17 protein-coding genes are annotated in these 16,556 nt (G+C 68.5%); 7 read left to right on the forward strand and 10 right to left on the reverse strand.

Annotated features, from left to right (window positions below; genetic code table 11):
* Positions 1-77 precede the first annotated feature (77 nt).
* Both ABN034_RS17605 and ABN034_RS17610 read left to right on the forward strand, forming a co-directional pair.
* Positions 78-596, forward strand: a complete 519-nt coding sequence (locus ABN034_RS17605) for a SigE family RNA polymerase sigma factor (RefSeq protein ID WP_349326871.1) — start codon at positions 78-80, stop codon at positions 594-596.
* Entirely contained in the window at positions 586-1,596 is a 1,011-nt protein-coding gene (locus ABN034_RS17610; protein ID WP_349692089.1) for a hypothetical protein, read from the forward strand. Before ABN034_RS17605 ends, ABN034_RS17610 begins: the two co-directional genes overlap by 11 nt.
* 80 nt (positions 1,597-1,676) lie before the next feature.
* On the opposite strand, the gene ABN034_RS17615 is transcribed toward ABN034_RS17610, so the two are convergent.
* From ABN034_RS17615 to sucC, 3 genes are all read right to left on the reverse strand, one after another.
* Positions 1,677-2,465, reverse strand: coding sequence for a class I SAM-dependent methyltransferase (locus ABN034_RS17615; protein WP_349692090.1), 789 nt, complete (start codon positions 2,463-2,465; stop codon positions 1,677-1,679).
* Positions 2,466-2,617: 152 nt separating this feature from the next.
* A complete protein-coding gene (gene sucD / locus ABN034_RS17620; RefSeq protein ID WP_349326869.1) occupies positions 2,618-3,505 on the reverse strand; it encodes a succinate--CoA ligase subunit alpha in 888 nt (295 codons plus the stop codon).
* Between the two features lie 52 nt (positions 3,506-3,557).
* Complete coding sequence (sucC, locus tag ABN034_RS17625; protein WP_349692091.1) at positions 3,558-4,763, reverse strand: ADP-forming succinate--CoA ligase subunit beta; 1,206 nt, start codon at positions 4,761-4,763, stop codon at positions 3,558-3,560.
* Between the two features lie 455 nt (positions 4,764-5,218).
* Here sucC and ABN034_RS17630 point away from each other — a divergent pair, with 455 nt between their 5' ends.
* From ABN034_RS17630 to ABN034_RS17640, 3 genes are all read left to right on the forward strand, one after another.
* Entirely contained in the window at positions 5,219-5,500 is a 282-nt protein-coding gene (locus tag ABN034_RS17630) for a hypothetical protein (protein WP_349692092.1), read from the forward strand.
* Positions 5,501-5,733: 233 nt separating this feature from the next.
* Entirely contained in the window at positions 5,734-5,958 is a 225-nt protein-coding gene (locus tag ABN034_RS17635) for a hypothetical protein (protein ID WP_349692093.1), read from the forward strand.
* Positions 5,928-6,320 carry a hypothetical protein gene (locus tag ABN034_RS17640; RefSeq protein ID WP_349692094.1) on the forward strand — a complete coding sequence of 131 codons (393 nt, stop codon included), beginning with the start codon at positions 5,928-5,930 and terminating at the stop codon, positions 6,318-6,320. The genes ABN034_RS17635 and ABN034_RS17640 overlap by 31 nt, the downstream gene beginning before the upstream one ends.
* 370 nt (positions 6,321-6,690) lie before the next feature.
* Here ABN034_RS17640 and ABN034_RS17645 read toward each other — a convergent pair whose 3' ends face one another.
* Positions 6,691-7,230, reverse strand: a complete 540-nt coding sequence (locus tag ABN034_RS17645) for a cobalamin B12-binding domain-containing protein (protein ID WP_349692095.1) — start codon at positions 7,228-7,230, stop codon at positions 6,691-6,693.
* A 658-nt stretch (positions 7,231-7,888) separates the two neighbouring features.
* Positions 7,889-8,110 carry a hypothetical protein gene (locus ABN034_RS17650; protein WP_349692096.1) on the reverse strand — a complete coding sequence of 74 codons (222 nt, stop codon included), beginning with the start codon at positions 8,108-8,110 and terminating at the stop codon, positions 7,889-7,891.
* Positions 8,111-8,149: 39 nt separating this feature from the next.
* On the opposite strand from ABN034_RS17650, the gene ABN034_RS17655 reads away from it, so the two are divergent.
* Entirely contained in the window at positions 8,150-9,358 is a 1,209-nt protein-coding gene (locus tag ABN034_RS17655; RefSeq protein WP_349692097.1) for a M23 family metallopeptidase, read from the forward strand.
* Between the two features lie 15 nt (positions 9,359-9,373).
* Here ABN034_RS17655 and ABN034_RS17660 read toward each other — a convergent pair whose 3' ends face one another.
* Genes ABN034_RS17660 through ABN034_RS17670 form a run of 3 tightly spaced genes read right to left on the reverse strand, consistent with a single transcriptional unit; the run spans position 9,374 to position 10,738 of the window.
* A complete protein-coding gene (locus ABN034_RS17660; RefSeq protein ID WP_349692240.1) occupies positions 9,374-10,030 on the reverse strand; it encodes a uroporphyrinogen decarboxylase/cobalamine-independent methonine synthase family protein in 657 nt (218 codons plus the stop codon).
* Positions 10,002-10,520 carry a uroporphyrinogen decarboxylase/cobalamine-independent methonine synthase family protein gene (locus ABN034_RS17665; protein WP_349692098.1) on the reverse strand — a complete coding sequence of 173 codons (519 nt, stop codon included), beginning with the start codon at positions 10,518-10,520 and terminating at the stop codon, positions 10,002-10,004. The genes ABN034_RS17660 and ABN034_RS17665 overlap by 29 nt, the downstream gene beginning before the upstream one ends.
* Complete coding sequence (locus tag ABN034_RS17670; protein WP_349692099.1) at positions 10,517-10,738, reverse strand: hypothetical protein; 222 nt, start codon at positions 10,736-10,738, stop codon at positions 10,517-10,519. The genes ABN034_RS17665 and ABN034_RS17670 overlap by 4 nt, the downstream gene beginning before the upstream one ends.
* Positions 10,739-10,844: 106 nt before the next feature.
* Between ABN034_RS17670 and ABN034_RS17675 the strand changes: the two genes are divergently transcribed.
* Positions 10,845-11,492 (forward strand): CGNR zinc finger domain-containing protein, encoded by a 648-nt coding sequence (locus tag ABN034_RS17675; protein WP_349692100.1) that lies wholly within the window; start codon positions 10,845-10,847, stop codon positions 11,490-11,492.
* A 109-nt stretch (positions 11,493-11,601) separates the two neighbouring features.
* Here ABN034_RS17675 and pcrA read toward each other — a convergent pair whose 3' ends face one another.
* Both pcrA and ABN034_RS17685 read right to left on the reverse strand, forming a co-directional pair.
* Positions 11,602-14,076, reverse strand: a complete 2,475-nt coding sequence (pcrA, locus tag ABN034_RS17680) for a DNA helicase PcrA (RefSeq protein ID WP_349692101.1) — start codon at positions 14,074-14,076, stop codon at positions 11,602-11,604.
* 190 nt (positions 14,077-14,266) lie between these two features.
* A complete protein-coding gene (locus ABN034_RS17685) occupies positions 14,267-16,402 on the reverse strand; it encodes an ABC transporter substrate-binding protein (protein ID WP_349692102.1) in 2,136 nt (711 codons plus the stop codon).
* Positions 16,403-16,556: the final 154 nt, after the last annotated feature.

The raw sequence follows: 16,556 nt of genomic DNA on the forward strand, positions 1-16,556 counted from the left end.
GCCAGGAAGGCCAGTGCAACCTCAGGCTGCGGTGCGGTGTCATGTGGAGTGAAAGTCGGCAGAGTGGCGGAGGGCTCATGGCGGATGCCGACGAGTTCGATGCCTTCTACCACGCTACCCGGCAACGGCTCCTCCACCAGATGTATGCGATGACCGGAAACCTGGCTGACGCCCAAGACTGCGTCCAAGAGGCTTACGCGCGTGCCTGGCAACACTGGGCGCGTGTCTGCGACCACGCCAACCCCGAAGCGTGGCTCCGTACTGTCGCTTGGCGCATCGCGGCCAGCCGCTGGCGCAAGATCAAGAACGGGATCGCGGCGATGGCTCGCCACGGGCCGCCGGTGTACGCGCCAGAACCCAGTCCGGACAACGTGGCGCTGGTTGCGGCGCTGAAAGAAATACCTGAGGCACAACGCCGAGCGATCGTGCTGCACCACCTCGTCGGGCTCTCCGTCGAGGAGGTGGCACACGAGACCGGCGTGGCGACCGGCACTGTCAAGGCCAGGCTTTCACGGGGGCGCACTGCACTCGCCGAACTCCTGCGAGAGGGCAGCCCGTACGAAAGCTCCGCAGAGGAGACGCAGAATGCCCGCTGACTTCGAGCGTGAGGTGACCGAACACCTGTCGCTCCTGCGCGGTGACGTCGACCAGGTCTCCTGGCGCGACGAAACCGCCGTGCGTGCCCACGGTGCGCGGCGCCAGCTGCGACGCACGGCAACCGCCGGTCTCGCTGTCGTGGCCAGTGTCGGCGCGATCGGCTACGGCGCGGTCGTCGGCATGCCAGGTGACCCGGTCACGCTGGCCAACCCCTTCCTTGCCGCGTCACCGTCCGATGCCGACAAGGCGCCCGGGCCCTCCGGGCGCTCGCGGTCGGCGTCGGACACCGAGGACGAGCCGCCGTCGGGATGGCCGTTCGTTCCGAATCCGACGGCACCCAGGTCGCACCTGCCAGGAGACCCCGGTTCGGCCGTTCCGCCGACGCCGAGGCCGGAGCACTCGACGTCTCCGGATGTCTCTCCCAGCGAGACTCCGGCGCCCACGTCCTCCGACACCCCGACGGCGAGTCCCACCCCGCCGGAGTTCACCGTACGGCTGCTCGTCGGTACCGAGATGCCGAAGGTCAACGACTCGTCCAACACCTGGAGCGCCACTGGCACCAGCGAGGACGAGGGTGCGACGCCGACCTCGGTCTGCCAGTCCGGCGACCTCGCGAGCCTTGGCGCCTCAGCCGCGGTCCGGCGAAACTTCGACTGGGGAACGGACGGCACCGTCACCGGTGTGAACGTCGTCGGAGCCTTCGCCTCAGAAGCAGACGCCACCGCGGCCTACGACACCTACACCTCGTGGCTCGGAAGCTGTACCTGGGGTACACCGCACGGACCCACGGACGTCACCGTCTCCGGCGGTACGGCGAGCTGGTGGTGGTTCGGCCACGACAACGGTGACTCGACCGGCGAGATCGAGGTCGTCGGCCTGGTCCGGACCGGGTCGTTGCTGTCCGTGGTTGTCTGGCACGAGGGCGGGCAGGACTTCATCTACGACACCGACCCCATGGCGCCGGTGTTGAAAGCCAGCGCTGACCGCCTCGCCCCCTGACACCACCGCTTCGCTCCCCAGCCCCGCCCGACACCGACCGGCGTCGCCGGCTGACCAGGGCCCGCCGACGCGGGCCGCGCTCACGACCGTGAGGGTGGGCTGGCGCGCGGGTTGTTCCGGCCGGGTCTCCCCCACATCATCTGTCCGATGATCCGCAACGGCAGGCATCGGTTGACGACGTACCTTTCGAGCAGCGCTCTCGCCTCCCGATCGAACGCCGCCTGCGACGCGGACGACATGCGTTCCCTCGAACACCCGCTGCGGGAGTGGATCGATTCGATGTAGTCGTCGACGGGTTGGACGTGCGGGACAGGCTGACTCTCGTACTGTCCCCGGACCTCGAAGTCACCGGCTTCGGCGAGCCGCTGGAACATGCCGTACCTGTGAGCGTCACGGTTGGTGGAGTAGCGCATCGTGAGTGCGCGGAGCCCGGCAGTCCACGGCTGCTCAACCTCGCGCTGGAACAGGACGGCCATCGTCCCGCCGGAGGCCAACACACTGGCGAAGCGCGGCAGGACCACCGCGAGGTCCATCCAGTGCAGACTGCCGGCGCACGCGATAAGCCCGTACGGAGGCCGGAGGACAGCATCCTCCATCGTGGCGTGGATCCAGTCGATGTTCGGGGTGCCAGCCGACCGGCGTCGACCTTCGGCGATCATGGCAGCAGACGGGTCTACCGCGTCCACCCGGTCGACGACAGGTGCGAGCGCGGCGGCGACCGCACCTGTCCCACAACCGGCGTCCAGGACGTTACGCGGTGTTGACGGGAGCAGGCCGATCAGCCGGTCCAGGACCGGTGCGGGGATCGGCGGGCGGCGTGCGTACGCCGCGACAACTGAAGGATCCGCGAACTGATCGCCGGCATCCACGCCACAAGACCAAGACCCGGACCAGGATGCGAGATCGCAATCTCAGGACGCGAGCCCGGCGGAGTGGCCCGCATCCCACGGCGGCCATGAGTTGTTGGAGGTTCGTCGGGATAGAAGGCGACGAAGCTCCTACAGCCCAGGTGGCGATGCGCTCAGGCGAGGCTCTCGGCGATCTCGCGGACGAGGCGCGCGGTCTCGCTCGGCGTCTTGCCCACCTTCACCCCACACGCCTCGAGCGCTTCCTGCTTCGCCTGCGCGGTGCCCGACGAGCCGGACACGATCGCGCCCGCGTGCCCCATCGTCTTGCCCTCGGGCGCGGTGAAGCCGGCGACGTAACCCACGACGGGCTTCGAGACGTGGTCGCGGATGAACTCCGCGGCCCGCTCCTCCGCATCGCCACCGATCTCGCCGATCATCACGATGACGTCGGTCTCGGGGTCGTTCTCGAACGCTGCCAGCGCGTCGATGTGCGTGGTCCCGATGATCGGGTCGCCGCCGATACCGACCGAGGTCGAGAAGCCGATGTCGCGGAGTTCGTACATCATCTGGTACGTCAGCGTGCCCGACTTCGACACGAGGCCGATCCGGCCCGCACCGGTGATGTCGGCGGGGATGATGCCGGCGTAGGACTTGCCTGGCGACGCGACGCCAGGACAGTTCGGCCCGATGATGCGGGTGTGACCCGACCGCTGCGCCCGGGCGAAGAACTCCGCCGTGTCGTGGACCGGGACCTCTTCGGTGATGACGATGACGAGCGGCATGGCCGCATCGATCGCTTCGTTCACGGCGGCCTTGGTGAACGCCGCCGGTACGAAGACGACGCTCACATCGGCGCCGGTCTCCTTCATCGCCTCGGCCACGCTGCCGAACACCGGCAGTGAGGCGCCCTCCACCTCGACCTTCTGGCCGGCCTTACGGGGGTTCACACCGCCGACGATCTGAGTGCCGGCGCGCAGCATCTTCCGGGTGTGGACGAGTCCTTCGGAGCCGGTCATCCCCTGGACGATGACCTTGCTGTTCTCAGTGAGGAAAATCGCCATCGCTGGTCCGTCGCTCCCTACTGCGCCGTCACTTGGGCCGTCACCTGGGCCGTCACCTGGTCGTTGCGGCAAGCTCGGCCGCGCGGCGCGCGGCACCGTCCATCGTCTCGACCTGTTCGACACCGGACAGGTTCGCGTCGGCAAGGATCCGCCGGCCGAGGTCGGCGTTGTTGCCGTCCAGGCGTACGACGAGCGGCTTCGACACCGCCTCACCCCGCTCCGCCAGGAGGGCGAACGCCGCCACGATGCCGTTCGCGACCGCGTCGCATGCCGTGATGCCGCCGAACACGTTGACGAAGACCGCGCGGACGTCCGGGTCGGACAGCACGATCTCCAGGCCGTCGGCCATCACCTCGGCCGAGGCGCCGCCGCCGATGTCGAGGAAGTTCGCCGGCTTGACCGGATCGCCGTTGGCCCGCGTGCCGTCGGCCGCGAGGTCCTGGCCGGCGTACGCCACGACGTCGAGGGTGCTCATCACGAGACCCGCGCCGTTGCCGATGATGCCGACCTCGCCGTGGAGCTTGACGTAGTTGAGGTCCTTCTCCGCCGCACGCTGCTCGAGCGGGTCGGCGGCGGCCTTGTCTTCGTACGCCGCGTGCTCCGGATGCCGGAACCGCGCGTTGTCGTCCAACGTCACCTTGCCGTCGAGCGCCTCCACGGCACCATCGGCGAGCTTCACCAGCGGATTGACCTCGAGGAGGGTGGCGTCCTCGGCGATGAACGCCTGCCACAACGCGACGATCACCGGTACGGCCGGCTCCACGACGTCAGCGGGAAACTTCGCCGCGGTCGCGATCTCGCGGGCCTTCGCCTCGTCGACGCCGGTGAGCGGGTCGATCGCGACCTTGGCAACCGCATCGGGGTTGGTGTGCGCGACCTCCTCGATCTCGACACCGCCCTCGGCGCTGGCGATGCAGAGGTACGAACGGTTGGCGCGGTCGACGAGGAACGAGAAGTAGTACTCCTCGCCGATGTCGGCGGCCGGTGCCACCAGCACCTTGCGTACCGTGTGGCCCTTGATGTCGAGACCGAGGATGTCGTCGGCCCTCTCCTGCGCCTCGGCCGGGTCTGCCGCGAGTTTCACGCCACCGGCCTTGCCGCGTCCGCCGATCTTCACCTGTGCCTTGACGACGACCGGGCCACCGAAGTCCTGCGCCGCGGCCTTGGCGTCGTCCGGGTTGTCGACGACTCGGCCGAGGGTGACCGGAACGCCATGCTGGGCGAAGAGTTCCTTCGCTTGGTACTCCATCAGGTCCACGAGCGCGCTCTTCCTGGTCGGTTCGCGTACGCCTGGCCCGTGCCGGCTCCGTGGTCGGAGCCCTTGCTCCCAGGCCCGGCCGCGAGCCTAACCCTGCTCGGGGCCGCCGTGACCGCCGGGTGCCGCCCAAGGGCGCGAGCGCGACCGCACAATTCCGGCCCGCGGAAAGTGAGAAATGCCCTGCGTTGTCCGACACCAGGCACGCGGCCGACCGGGGCCCACCACCGATGATCGACTTGTTTCGTCACACCGGCAACCCCATCCAGCGCTTGTGGGTCGTCCCTGACATACGAAAGGACACAGACGAAGGCGGGTTCCCGCCGGAGGTGTGGCGCTATGCCCACTCGTTCGCTCGCTGTGCTCGCCGCTGCGATGATCTGCTCGTTCGCTGTCCTCGTCGCGATGATCTGGGTCCTCCACCCGTCGGCCTTCACCCTCTCCCCCACTTCGGCGGATTGCGGGACACGGACAAAAGGAGTCCCGACTTCGACAACGACCGGAAGGGGCCTGACCTCGCGATCGGCATCCCTGGTGAGGACCTCGGAACCCAGCCGGATGCCGGCGCGGTCGAGGTGAGGTACGCCGACCGCGCACCGCAGATCCTGCATCCGGCGGACTACCGCGCCGGCGACCGCTTCGGCACGACGATCGTCACCGCGTACGTCGACGACGACACGTGCTCCGACCTCATCGTCGGTGCGCCGGGACAGGACGTCGACGGCCTGAGTGATGCCTGAGCGGTGCCATCTACCTCGGAGCCGACACGGGTCTGCGGTACTGGCGCACGCTCGTCCAGGGCACCGACGGCGTACCCGGCGAGGCACAGGCCGGTGCGCGGTTCGGGGAGAGCCTCGCGATCGGCGGTCATGGCCTTTCCCCGGCCGAACCGCACACTGAACGCCTGTACGTCGGCACACCCGGGCTCGACGTCGGCTCCCTCACCGACGCCGGAGGAGTCGTGGAGCTCACCATGACGTTTGCTGGCGATGGCGTCGACATCGAGGGCGTCCAGCTGACCCAGGACTCACCCGGGGTCCCTGGACAGGCAGAGGTTGGCGATCAGTGGGGTGCACCGATGATCGCCAGCGCGGAGCAGTTCGCCGCCGGCGCAGTGGGCGAGTCGGTCGGGGACGAGGCCCGCGCCGGCGCGGTCATCCACCGTGGTTGGTCGGAGTCGGGGGGTACGCCCTGCTGACCCAGGACACGCCCGGGGATTCCGGTACAGCGGAGGCGGGCGACGAGTTCGGAGCGGCCGTTTTCCGGCTCGCCGAGGGCACCCTCTGGATCGGTGTCCCAGGCGAGGACCTGGGCGAGGCGATCGACGCGGGCATGGCGGTTGCTGTCTCGTACTCCTACGAGAGCATCCAGAATCTCAACTTCGGGGTCACTCAGAACACGTACGGCTTCGCCGGGTCCGCGGAGGGGCCGGCGACCGGTTCGGGTCGGCGATCACCAGCTTCCTGCCCTACTACGAGGACGAGGACGAGCAGCAGTACCCGGTCCTGGTGGGCGTCCCAGGTGGGGACATCGGGACTGTCCGGGACGCCGGCATGGTGAACTCCTTCGCCTTCCTGTCCCACTCATCGGAGTCGGTGGAGATCGCGGCCGAGGGCGAGCGGCTCAGCCAAGGCCCCGCCGCCGGCCGGGTCGAACCCGGCGACCGCTTCGGCGCCACTCTCGCCACCTTCGACTTCTTCTACGCCGAGGACCCGGAGGACGCCCCGTGGGAGTACCGCGCGCTCTACGTCATCGGAACACCTGGTGAGGACGACGGAGCCGGCGGGATCGTGCGCGTCCAGTACGTCGACAACGAGCTGCGATCGCGAATCTGGAAGCAGGAGACCGGTGCGCGGGGAGATAGGCGACGGCTTCGGGACCGCCCTCGTCCGGGAGTGGTGACCCGAGGAGGTGGCCCGCCCGGCGCGGCTCAGCTGGTCGCGCCCGATCCACCGGCGTACTCGGTCGCCTCGGCGACGTGGTCGCGTACCCAGCGGACGATCTCGTGGGTCGACGTGCCGGGCGTGAAGACCCTCGCGACCCCGAGTTCGGCGAGGGCCTCGATGTCCGCCTCGGGGATGATGCCGCCCCCGAACACCACGATGTCGTCGGCGCCGCGATCGCGCAGGAGTTGCATGAGCGTACGGAAGAGGGTCATGTGTGCCCCGGACAGGACCGAGAGACCGATGCCGTCGGCGTCCTCCTGGAGGGCGGTTTCCACGATCTGCTCGGGGGTCTGGTGAAGGCCGGTGTAGATGACCTCCATGCCCGCATCCCGCAGGGCACGCGCGACCACCTTCGCCCCGCGGTCGTGGCCGTCGAGGCCCGGCTTGGCGACGACAATGCGGATCGGCGCCCGGCTGGTTCGGCCGTCGTTCGCCGCCGTGCCCGGCTGAACGTCGTGCGGCTCGGCGTCCGGATTCGCGTCGTCCGCCGCGGAGGGGGAACTCGTGGTCTCGGCGCCTGTCATGTACCGGCTCCTCCATCGCACCCGGAAGCTGTCGTGGACCCGGAGCTCTGTGATCGCGCCCGGAAGGTGTCGTCGCGGCCCGGGCACTTCGCTGCGCGGTCTCATCGACGTGCTGAACCTAAGGTATTCCGACTGCCGGGCGCCCGCCCAGCAAAGCACTGGGTAACAAACTGGCGGCAGTCGAACACTTTGTGTAGCGGCACGTCTTGCTATGTCCAGTTTATGGGGACTTTCTCAGACCAGATCCGGCATAATCGCCGCGGAGGCATTTGGCACAGCTTGATGCATCCGTTATCGTCTCCGCCGTTCCTACCTTGCTCTCCAGTTGTCAGCCGTCGAGGAAGGTCTCATCCCTGTGGCCGAGGCAGCGAAGCACCGAGCTGCGCCTGCCAGCCGCTTTCGGCGCTCTGGTTCCGCCCCTCCGGCCCCGCAGCCAGGTCGACGCATCCGCACGCAGTCGAGTAGTGCCGGCCCGGCAGTCCGGACGACGCCGAGCAGCCGCCCAGAGCGGGCCCGTCGACCTGAGCAGAGCACCCGACAGGAGCAGAACACCCGACAGGAGCAAAGCGCACGACCGGACCGGGGTACTCGCCTGGACCTGGGCCGTGACGCGACCCGGCTCAACCAGGCGGCGCCACCCTACGGCCGACCACCGACATCAGCGTGGCGCACCAGCGAAGCTGGTCGTACCGCCGTAGGCAAACGCGCGGCGCGCGGTGACTGGAACAGCCCACCGCCGCCCCGGTCGAGCCAGCCGACACCTACGAATGGCCTCGAACGCACCAGCCAGCTTGGCCGCGGCATCCAGCCCGACCGCGGCATCCAGCCCGACCGCGGCATCCAGGTAGATCGCAGCCAGCCGGTCCGGAACGCCCGCCAAACCAGCAGATCGAACGCGATAGGACTTCGGTCGAGCGCCGTGGCTGACCGGCGTCTCAGGTTGGCGAGCCCACCAGCCGCAACCCCGGTCGGACACCTCGACACCCCGACCATCCGCCAGCCCTCCCCATCTCCTCGCCATGAGCCCAGTGCCGACCGCCGCGAGCCCGATGCCGACCGCCGCGAGCCCGGTGCCGACCGCCGCGAGCCCGGTGCCGACCGCCGCGAGCCCGGTGCCGCCCGCAAGGACTCCCCCGGAGCCCGTCACGACTCTTCGGCGAGCGCGAGTCAGCTCGACGGCCGCCGCGACCGTCGAGACACCGCGACCACTCGCCAGGACGCGCTCACCGAAGGGCGCCTCCGGCCGGTTGGCCCGCGGGTCACGCTGCGCACGACGTCCAGCAACCCGCCCCGGACCGGCAGTGCGCTCGCGGGCAGGCGCAAGAAGCCCGGCACCCGCCGTCGTACGGCGACGGCCCGGGCCTTCCCGACCATTCCCGCCGTCGCAAGTGTCGCGACATTGGTCGCTGCCGCCTCCGGTGCCGTCACCCTGCACTCGGTCGCCGCGGCGGGTATCGACGACAACGCCCAGAAACCTCCGACCGGTGTCGCGCTCTCCCTCGGCCAGCTGCAGGACGCACGCAGTGCCGCAGCGGGTCGGGCTGATCGCTCCCGCGGTGGCGCGGCCAGCGTCGATCCAGGGATCGACGACTCCGACGCCCAGCGCGCGGCCGAGCTTCGGCAGGAGACCGAACGTGAACGCGCGGCCTGGGAGGCGCAGCGCACCCGTGAGCTCGAACTGATCGTGGACAAGGCTTCCGACGCCACGCGCGAGCAGGTCTTCGAACGCGCTATCCAGTGGTTCCTGCCGCTGCGCAGTTTCCGGACCTCCGCGGGCTTCGGTCAGTCCGGAAGCATGTGGAGTTCCGACCACACCGGCCAGGACTTCTCCGCGCCGATGGGCACCCCGATCCGAGCGGTTGGCGCTGGCGAGATCACCTTCGCCGGCTGGGACGGCCCTTACGGCAACAAGATCGTCGTACGCCATGACGACGGTACCGAGACGTGGTACTGCCACATGTCCGACTACGAATACACCAGCGGCTACGTGTCGGCGGGCACCGTCATCGGCTACGTCGGAAGCACCGGCAACTCCACCGGCCCGCACCTGCACTTCGAGGTACGCCCGGGCGGCGGCGACCCGATCGACCCGCTCCCCTGGCTGCGCGGGCTCGGCCTGCCGATCTGAGTCCGCCGCGAGCCGCTATCCGGCGCCGTTCCACAGCCGCTCGGACGCGATCGCCGCACGGTCTGCCATCGCGCGCAGCTTTGCCCAGGTGATCGTGGGATGCACGGTCAGCGAGGTGGCGAACGTCGCGAACCCGCAGTCCGTACCGGCGATGACGTTCTCCCGTCCGGCGAGTTCGGCGTAGGTGCGGATGCGTTGCGCGACGAGTTCAGGATGCTCGACGTAGTTGGTCGTGGAGTCGATGACCCCGGGAATCAGCACCTTGCCCTCCGGCAGGCCGACGTCGGCGAAGAGCGTCCATTCGTGGGCGTGCCGTGGGTTGGCCGCCTCGAACGACAGGCCGGTAGGGCGGGCGGCGAGCACCAGGTCGAGGATGTCGACCAGGGGTACGTCACGCGTGTGCGGTCCCTCGTAGTTGCCCCAACACAGGTGCAGCCGTAGGTCGCTCTCCGGGATGCCGCGGGTGGCGTGGTCGAGTGCCTCGAGGTGGAGGGCGACCCGGCCACGGAAGTCCTCGAGCGACTCGCCATCACGGTGGCGTCCCGCTGCGAGGTCCGGGCAGTCGAGTTGGAGGACGAACCCCGCGCGGTGGATCTCGTCGTACTCGGCCTTCATCGCCTCGGCGAGCGCGAAGAGGTACGCCTCATGGCTGGGGTAGTGCTGGTTGTCCAGGAAGAGCGAGCGCGACCACTCCGGGCGAAGCGGCCGTCATGAACGCGTCGGCCACGTCCACGCCGTCGAGGGCCGCTCTGAGGTTCGCGATGTCGGTGCGTACGGCGTCGAGAGCCTGGTACGCCAGGGGCCCTGTGCAGGCGGGCCGCACAGCGCCCGGGTCACCGTGACGCTCCGCCCAGTACGCCGGGAAGTCCGCGGCGTCGGGAGGCGGCGCGGCCGGGGTACTCTCCCCGTCGAATCCGTCGAGTCGCTCCTTGACGTAGGTCGAGTAGCCGATCTTGCTGGCCTCCCCGTCGTTGACCACCTGTACGCCGGCGCCGACCTGCCGGCGTACGACGTCGCACACTCCACCCCGGATGGCCCGGGCCAACTCGTCGCTGTCTCCGGCCTCACCGCGGTACCGCCGCTCGAGCGCGTCGGTCAGCGTGGACGGGCGAGGCAGGCTGCCGGTGTGGGTGGTGAGGATGTGGTCGGTGGACTGCTTCACGACGTGCCCCGTCCGACTCGCCCGGCCCTGGCTCCTCGTACGCGCCTCTCACCTCCCGCAAACCACCGACGCTGGCGAGGGATGCGTACCAGGACCCTGGTCGGCAGACCGCTCGGTGCGGGGCGGCGCGCCTCGGCGGCCAGCCGCTTCCTGGCGGCGGCTCTGCGCAGGTCGTCGAGCCGGGCATGGGCGAGAGCGTTGATCATCACGTCGTTCACAGTCGCTACCTTTCGTTGCCTTATCCGCCTACAGTTACCCGTGTTAGCCGGTTTTACTGGTCACACTATCGTCTCGTTACCTGTAAACGACCATTTTGGGAGTAACGTGGGTGACATCGCGCGCATCGAGCTGATCGGCGGCCACCCGGCCGTCGACTTCGTGAACACGCTCGGCGGTGATCATCAGACCCTCGACGAGTGCGTCCACAGCTATGACGACCTGCTCATCTGGACAGAGCGCGCCCACCTGATCGACGCCCACCAGGCCGACACCCTCCGCTCACTCGCCAGCACACGGCCCGCCGATGCGGCTCGTGTCCTGGACGACGCGCGGTTCCTGCGTTCCAGCGTCGACCGGGTGCTCCGCGCCGCCACGGCGAACGAATCGGCACCGACCGACGCCCTCGACCACATCCGCGACGTCCACGCCGACGCGATCGGTGCCGCACGTCTCCGGATGCCGGCCGGGGCCGGATCACCAGGTCGGCGACAATCAGGCGGGTACGACTGGACATGGCCGCCCGGGGCGCCGCGCCAGCTTGCGTTCGTCCTGTGGCAGCTCAGCAGGTACGTCGTCGACTTCCTCAGGACCGGCGACCTCCACCGGCTCAAGCGCTGCGCCGAGTGCCGCTGGATCTTCCTCGACGAGAGCAGGAACAACAGCCGGCGCTGGTGCAGCATGAAGGGCTGCGGCGCCCGCGCGAAGATGCGCCGCTACCGTGCCGGCCACACCCGCACCGCCCCACGACCGTGAGCCTCAGGTCCGTACGCCGCAGAACCAACGCCTCAGGACCATCGGCCCGCGGGATCCGCGGAGCATGAGCACCAGCTCCGGGACGCGGTAACCGCCGTAGCGCCGCGGTTCAGAGCTTCTCCAGTGGTGCGTACCGCAGAAGGAACCGCTTCACCCCACCCGATCCGAAGTCGACCGTCGCCTCGGCGTTGTCGCCCTGTCCCGCTGTCGCCACCACCGACCCCATGCCGAACGTATCGTGCACAACCCGGTCGCCCGCCGCCACGGAGATGACCGGCTTCTGGCCCGGGCGCCGCGCCTGCCTCTCCGCCCGGCGCGCGGTCGCCGACTGTGAGCTCCACGACGTGTGGTCGACCTCCGTACGCCGCCACTCGACGAGTTCTGCGGGGACCTCGTCGAGGAAGCGAGACCCGGGGTTCTGCTGCGGTGCACCCCACGCGCTGCGCACCACCGCGCGGGAGACGTAGAGCCGCTGACGGGCCCGGGTGATGCCGACGTAGGCGAGCCGGCGTTCCTCCTCCAACTCCTTTGCGTCACTCTGTGACCGGGAGTGAGGGAACACGCCGTCCTCCAGGCCCGTGAGGAACACCACGGGGAACTCCAGCCCCTTCGCCGTGTGCAGGGTCATCAGCGTGACGACCCCGCCGTCGTCCGTCCCCTCGTCTTCGGCGTTGTCGGGGATCTGGTCGGCGTCGGCGACGAGCGAGACCCGCTCGAGGAAGTCGGCCAGGGTCGCCGGCGTGTCCTCGGACTCGGCGGCCTCGGAGAACTCACGGGCCACCGCGACGAGCTCGGCCAGGTTCTCGACCCGGGTCTCGTCCTGAGGGTCGCCGGACACCTCCAGCTCGTGGAGGTAGCCGGTCTTGGCGAGCATCTGCTCGAGAACGTCGGCAGGTGGCTGGCCCTCGGCGACGGCATCGGACAACTCGTCGATGAGGCCGACGAACGCCTTGATGGCGTTGGCCGAACGGGTCGCCAGATCGCCGATCTCGTCGACCTGGCGCAGCGCCTGCCAGAAGGTGAGCCGCCTCCGCTGGGAGAAGGCCTCGACCGCCGCCTCGGCACGGTCGCCGATCCCACGCTTGGGGACGTTGAGGATCCGGCGCAGCGACACGGCGTCCTCAGGATTGGCGAGCAACCTGAGGTAGGCGAGGGCGTCGCGGACCTCACGGCGTTCGTAGAACCGCACACCGCCGACGACCTTGTACGGAAGGCCGACCCGGATGAAGATCTCCTCGAACACCCGGCTCTGTGCGTTCGTCCGGTAGAAGACGGCGACGTCCCTCGGCCTGGCGGCCTTCTCGTCACCGAGCCGGTCGATCTCCTCCGCGACGAACTGCGCCTCGTCGTGTTCGTCCTCGGCGACGTAGCCGACGATCGGGGCACCGTCGCCGGCGTCGGACCAGAGGTTCTTGGGCTTGCGGCCGGCGTTGCGGCTGATGACGGCGTTCGCGGCGGAGAGGATCGTCTGGGTGGAGCGGTAGTTCTGTTCGAGCAGAATCACCTTGGCATCGGGGAAGTCCTCCTCGAACGCCAGGATGTTGCGGATCGTCGCTCCGCGGAATCCGTAGATCGACTGGTCGGCGTCGCCGACGACCATGAGCTCGCCGTGCGGGCTGTCGTCCTCGCCATCGGAGCTGGTCAGCTCACGGACGAGGGCGTACTGCGCGTGGTTGGTGTCCTGGTACTCGTCGACCAGCACGTGCGCGAAGCGCCGCCGGTAGTGCTCGCGCACCTCCGGGAACGCCTGCATCAGATGCACGGTCGTCATGATCAGGTCGTCGAAGTCCAGCGCGCTCGACTCACCCAGGCGGCGTTGGTAGAGCTCGTAGCACTCGGCGAACGTCTTCTCCAGATGGGTGTGCGCGCCGCGCGCCGCCTCTTCATGGTCGATGAGCTCGTTCTTGAGGTTGGACACCCAGTTGAGGACTGCGCGCGGGTTGTAGCGCTTGGGATCGAGATCGAGGTCGCGACAGACCAGCGTCATCAGCCGCCGCGAGTCGGCGTCGTCATAGATCGAGAACGACGAGGACAGGCCGAACCGCTTGATCTCGCGCCGCAGGATGCGGACGCAGGCGGAGTGGAAGGTCGAGACCCACATGTACGAAGCGGCACGCTGGCCGACCAGTGCGGCCACCCGCTCCCGCATCTCGCCGGCCGCCTTGTTGGTGAAGGTGATCGCGAGGATGGCGCTGGGGCGGGCGTTGCGCTCGGCCAGGAGCCAGGCGATCCGGCGGGTCAGCACCCGGGTCTTGCCCGAACCCGCGCCAGCGACCACCAGCAGCGGGTGCTTCTCGTGCAGGACGGCGGCCCGCTGCGACGGGTTGAGTCCCTCGAGGATCTCCTCAGGTTCCAGGTGCCGGCGCGGCTGCCGCTCGCCACCGTCGGTCGCGCCGTCCGCTGTCGTGCCGTCCGAAGCGGCGCCGTCCGATGTCGTGCCGTCCGATGTGCTGTCGGATGGCGCGCCACCGTCACGTTGGACAGCGTCCGGTGCGCCGTCATCATGCGCGGCGTCGGACGGGGTGCCGGGTGCGGCGGCGGTGTCGGGCAAGGCCAGCTGGTCTTCTGCAGAGAGAGCACTCATCTTGACGCCCAGCCTACGATCTGGCGCCGACAGTCCACACCGGACAGGCCCGGACATCACGCCCCGAAGGGTCGATATGCCCGCTCGCCGGCCACACGGGACGACCGTTCATGATCATGCGTGGGATACGGGGGTTTCTCGGGCCGAGAAGGCCCACCTTCCCACGCATGATCATGAACCGGCCAAGGGGCTACGCGTGTTCGTCGGGCTTCTCCCAGAAGTACGTCTCGGGGTCGTAGACCGCGGGCGACGGCAGGATCCACGGGTTGACCCACCCACCGAGAGCGAGGTTCTCCCGGGTGGGAACGTTCTTCAGCCCGTCGCGGACCAGCACGATGCGCGGGTAGTTGGCGACCACGCCATAGAAGAACGGCCCGTCCTCGATGTGGATCTTCTGGATCTCCCACATCAGGGCGACCCGCTTCATCCGGTCGGGCTCGACCCTGGCCTGGGCGTAGAGCTTCCACAGCCGGTCGATCGGGTCACCCTCCTCGGGCAGAATCCACGGCGGGGTCCGCTCCCAGGGATCGGTGTCCGCCTGCTGCTCGAGCTTCTTCGGGTCACCCGTCTGCATGATGAACGCCTGGCCGTGCAACGGCGCCCAGTGCCCCGTCTCGACCGGTATCACCCAGCCCGGATAGATCAGCGGCGAGCAGTCACCGACCTCCCACGCGGTCGTGGTCATCAGCTCGCCGCGTCCCCAGGTCTCGCCGAACGCCTCCGGCGCCACCGGCGTCAACTTGGTGGCGACACCCACGGCATCCCAGTCGCGCTTGTAGCGGTTGTTCTTCTGGATGTGTTCGTTCGTCGCATCCGCGGGATAGTCGAGGGAGATCTGCAACTTGGCACCGCTCGGCAACTCCCGCTTGCCGTCGCCGTCCTTGTCGACGACGCCCAGCTCGTCGAGCATCGACTTCGCCTTCTCGACGTCGTACGTGACGTAGGCGTCGCGCCACTTGACGTAGTTGCTCTTGGCCTCGTCGTTGAGGGTGAACATCTCGCCCTTCGGGCTCAGCGTTCCCGTCGTGAGCTCGCCGGTGGCGAAGTAGATCGACTTGCGGATGTCCTTCCGGTTGATCGCGAACGACAGCGCTTGCCGGAACTTCGGGTTGCGGATCAGCTCCCGCATCTCCTTGTCCGGGTAGTCGTAGTTGAAGAACACGATGGAACCGGTGCCGGAGCCGCTGTCCCACAGGTTGACGCGGATGCCGGTGCGGTCCTCGGTCTGCTTGAACCCGGAGATGTCCTCCAGAACCAGCCCGTGGTGACCGCCGTGCACGTAGTCGACCTTGCCCTCGGACATCTGCAGCTTCTGCACCTCGTCGTCGATGACGACGCTGAACTGCACCTCGTCGATGTAGGGGAGCTGCTTGCCCTCCTTGTCGACACACCAGTAGTAGGGGTTGCGTTCGAAGAGGACGCTCCGCCCGTCCTGGTAGCTCTTCAGCATCCACCCGGTCATCGTGGGGCAGTCGGGGTTGGTGCCGAAGTTGCCCTTGGCCTCGTGCTCGAGGTACCAGTCCTTCTTCGTGATCTCCTTGTTGTACGTCGGATGGAACTGCTGAAGGTAGTGCTTCGGCTGCATCCACAGGGGCCCGATGGAACCCTCCTGGGCCGGGCTGTTTACCCATGCCGCCAGGCGTTCCGGCGTGATCGGGGCAGGAGCGTCGAACGTCAGGGTGAGGGTCGTCTCGTCAGGCGCGGCGACCTTCGCCACGGTCCCCTTGCCCGAGCGGACGTCGTCGGGTGGGTCGACCCCGGTGTAGTCGTCGTTGTTCACCATGTCGTCCCACCAGTACATGATGTCCGCGGTGGTCCATGGCTCGCCGTCCGACCACTTCAGTCCCTTGCGGAAGTGGAAGACCCACTCGGTCGCGTCTTCGTTGGACTCCCAGCTCTCGACCAGCCCGGGACCGATGTCCAGGCCATCGTTGAGGAAGCGCAGGAACGACCGCCCGTACATGTACTCCTTGATCGCGGAGCTGTAGCTCTCGGCCATGATCATCCGGAGCCGTCCGCCGTAGTTGCCCGACGCCACCCAGCGGTGGGGAATGACGTACGGCGCCTCCGGAAGCCGTTCATCGATCGACGGCAGGTCGCCCGCCTTGACGCGGGCAGCGAGCGTGGGCGCTTCCTTGAACGACGAGGGGGGCGCGAGCGGTTTGGTCTCCGAACCCTTCGCCTTCGACGCGGGCCCAGCAGCTGGCGCCTCGCCGGAGCCGCCGCCGGACCCCGAGTCCGAACAGCTGGCGAGCATGATCGAGCCAGCGGCGATCGCCGAGCCGTAAAGGAACCCCCGCCGGTCAATGCCGTTACTGTGCGCCATTGGTTGGTTTCTCCTCGAGAGAGCAATGCTGACATTCGGAGCTGTCGTCCGAGCTTTGCACGACCAGCAAGGTCCTCGCGGCGTTGGGGACGGCCAGCTTCGGAAGGCTTCGGCCGGGGGAAAGCGGGCGTACGCACTCGTGGCGTGGATCAGC

The sequence above is a fragment of the Actinopolymorpha sp. B11F2 genome (genome assembly GCF_040195635.1).
GTDB lineage: Bacteria > Actinomycetota > Actinomycetes > Propionibacteriales > Actinopolymorphaceae > Thermasporomyces.

Excerpts from the sequence above, each read along its gene's own strand:
- ABN034_RS17605 (WP_349326871.1), top strand. The coding sequence starts at position 78 with ATGGCGGATGCCGACGAGTTCGATGCCTTCTACCACGCTACCCGGCAA.
- ABN034_RS17610 (WP_349692089.1), top strand. The coding sequence starts at position 586 with ATGCCCGCTGACTTCGAGCGTGAGGTGACCGAACACCTGTCGCTCCTG.
- sucD (WP_349326869.1), bottom strand. The coding sequence starts at position 3,505 with ATGGCGATTTTCCTCACTGAGAACAGCAAGGTCATCGTCCAGGGGATG.
- ABN034_RS17635 (WP_349692093.1), top strand. The coding sequence starts at position 5,734 with ATGACGTTTGCTGGCGATGGCGTCGACATCGAGGGCGTCCAGCTGACC.
- ABN034_RS17645 (WP_349692095.1), bottom strand. The coding sequence starts at position 7,230 with ATGACAGGCGCCGAGACCACGAGTTCCCCCTCCGCGGCGGACGACGCG.
- pcrA (WP_349692101.1), bottom strand. The coding sequence starts at position 14,076 with ATGAGTGCTCTCTCTGCAGAAGACCAGCTGGCCTTGCCCGACACCGCC.
- ABN034_RS17685 (WP_349692102.1), bottom strand. The coding sequence starts at position 16,402 with ATGGCGCACAGTAACGGCATTGACCGGCGGGGGTTCCTTTACGGCTCG.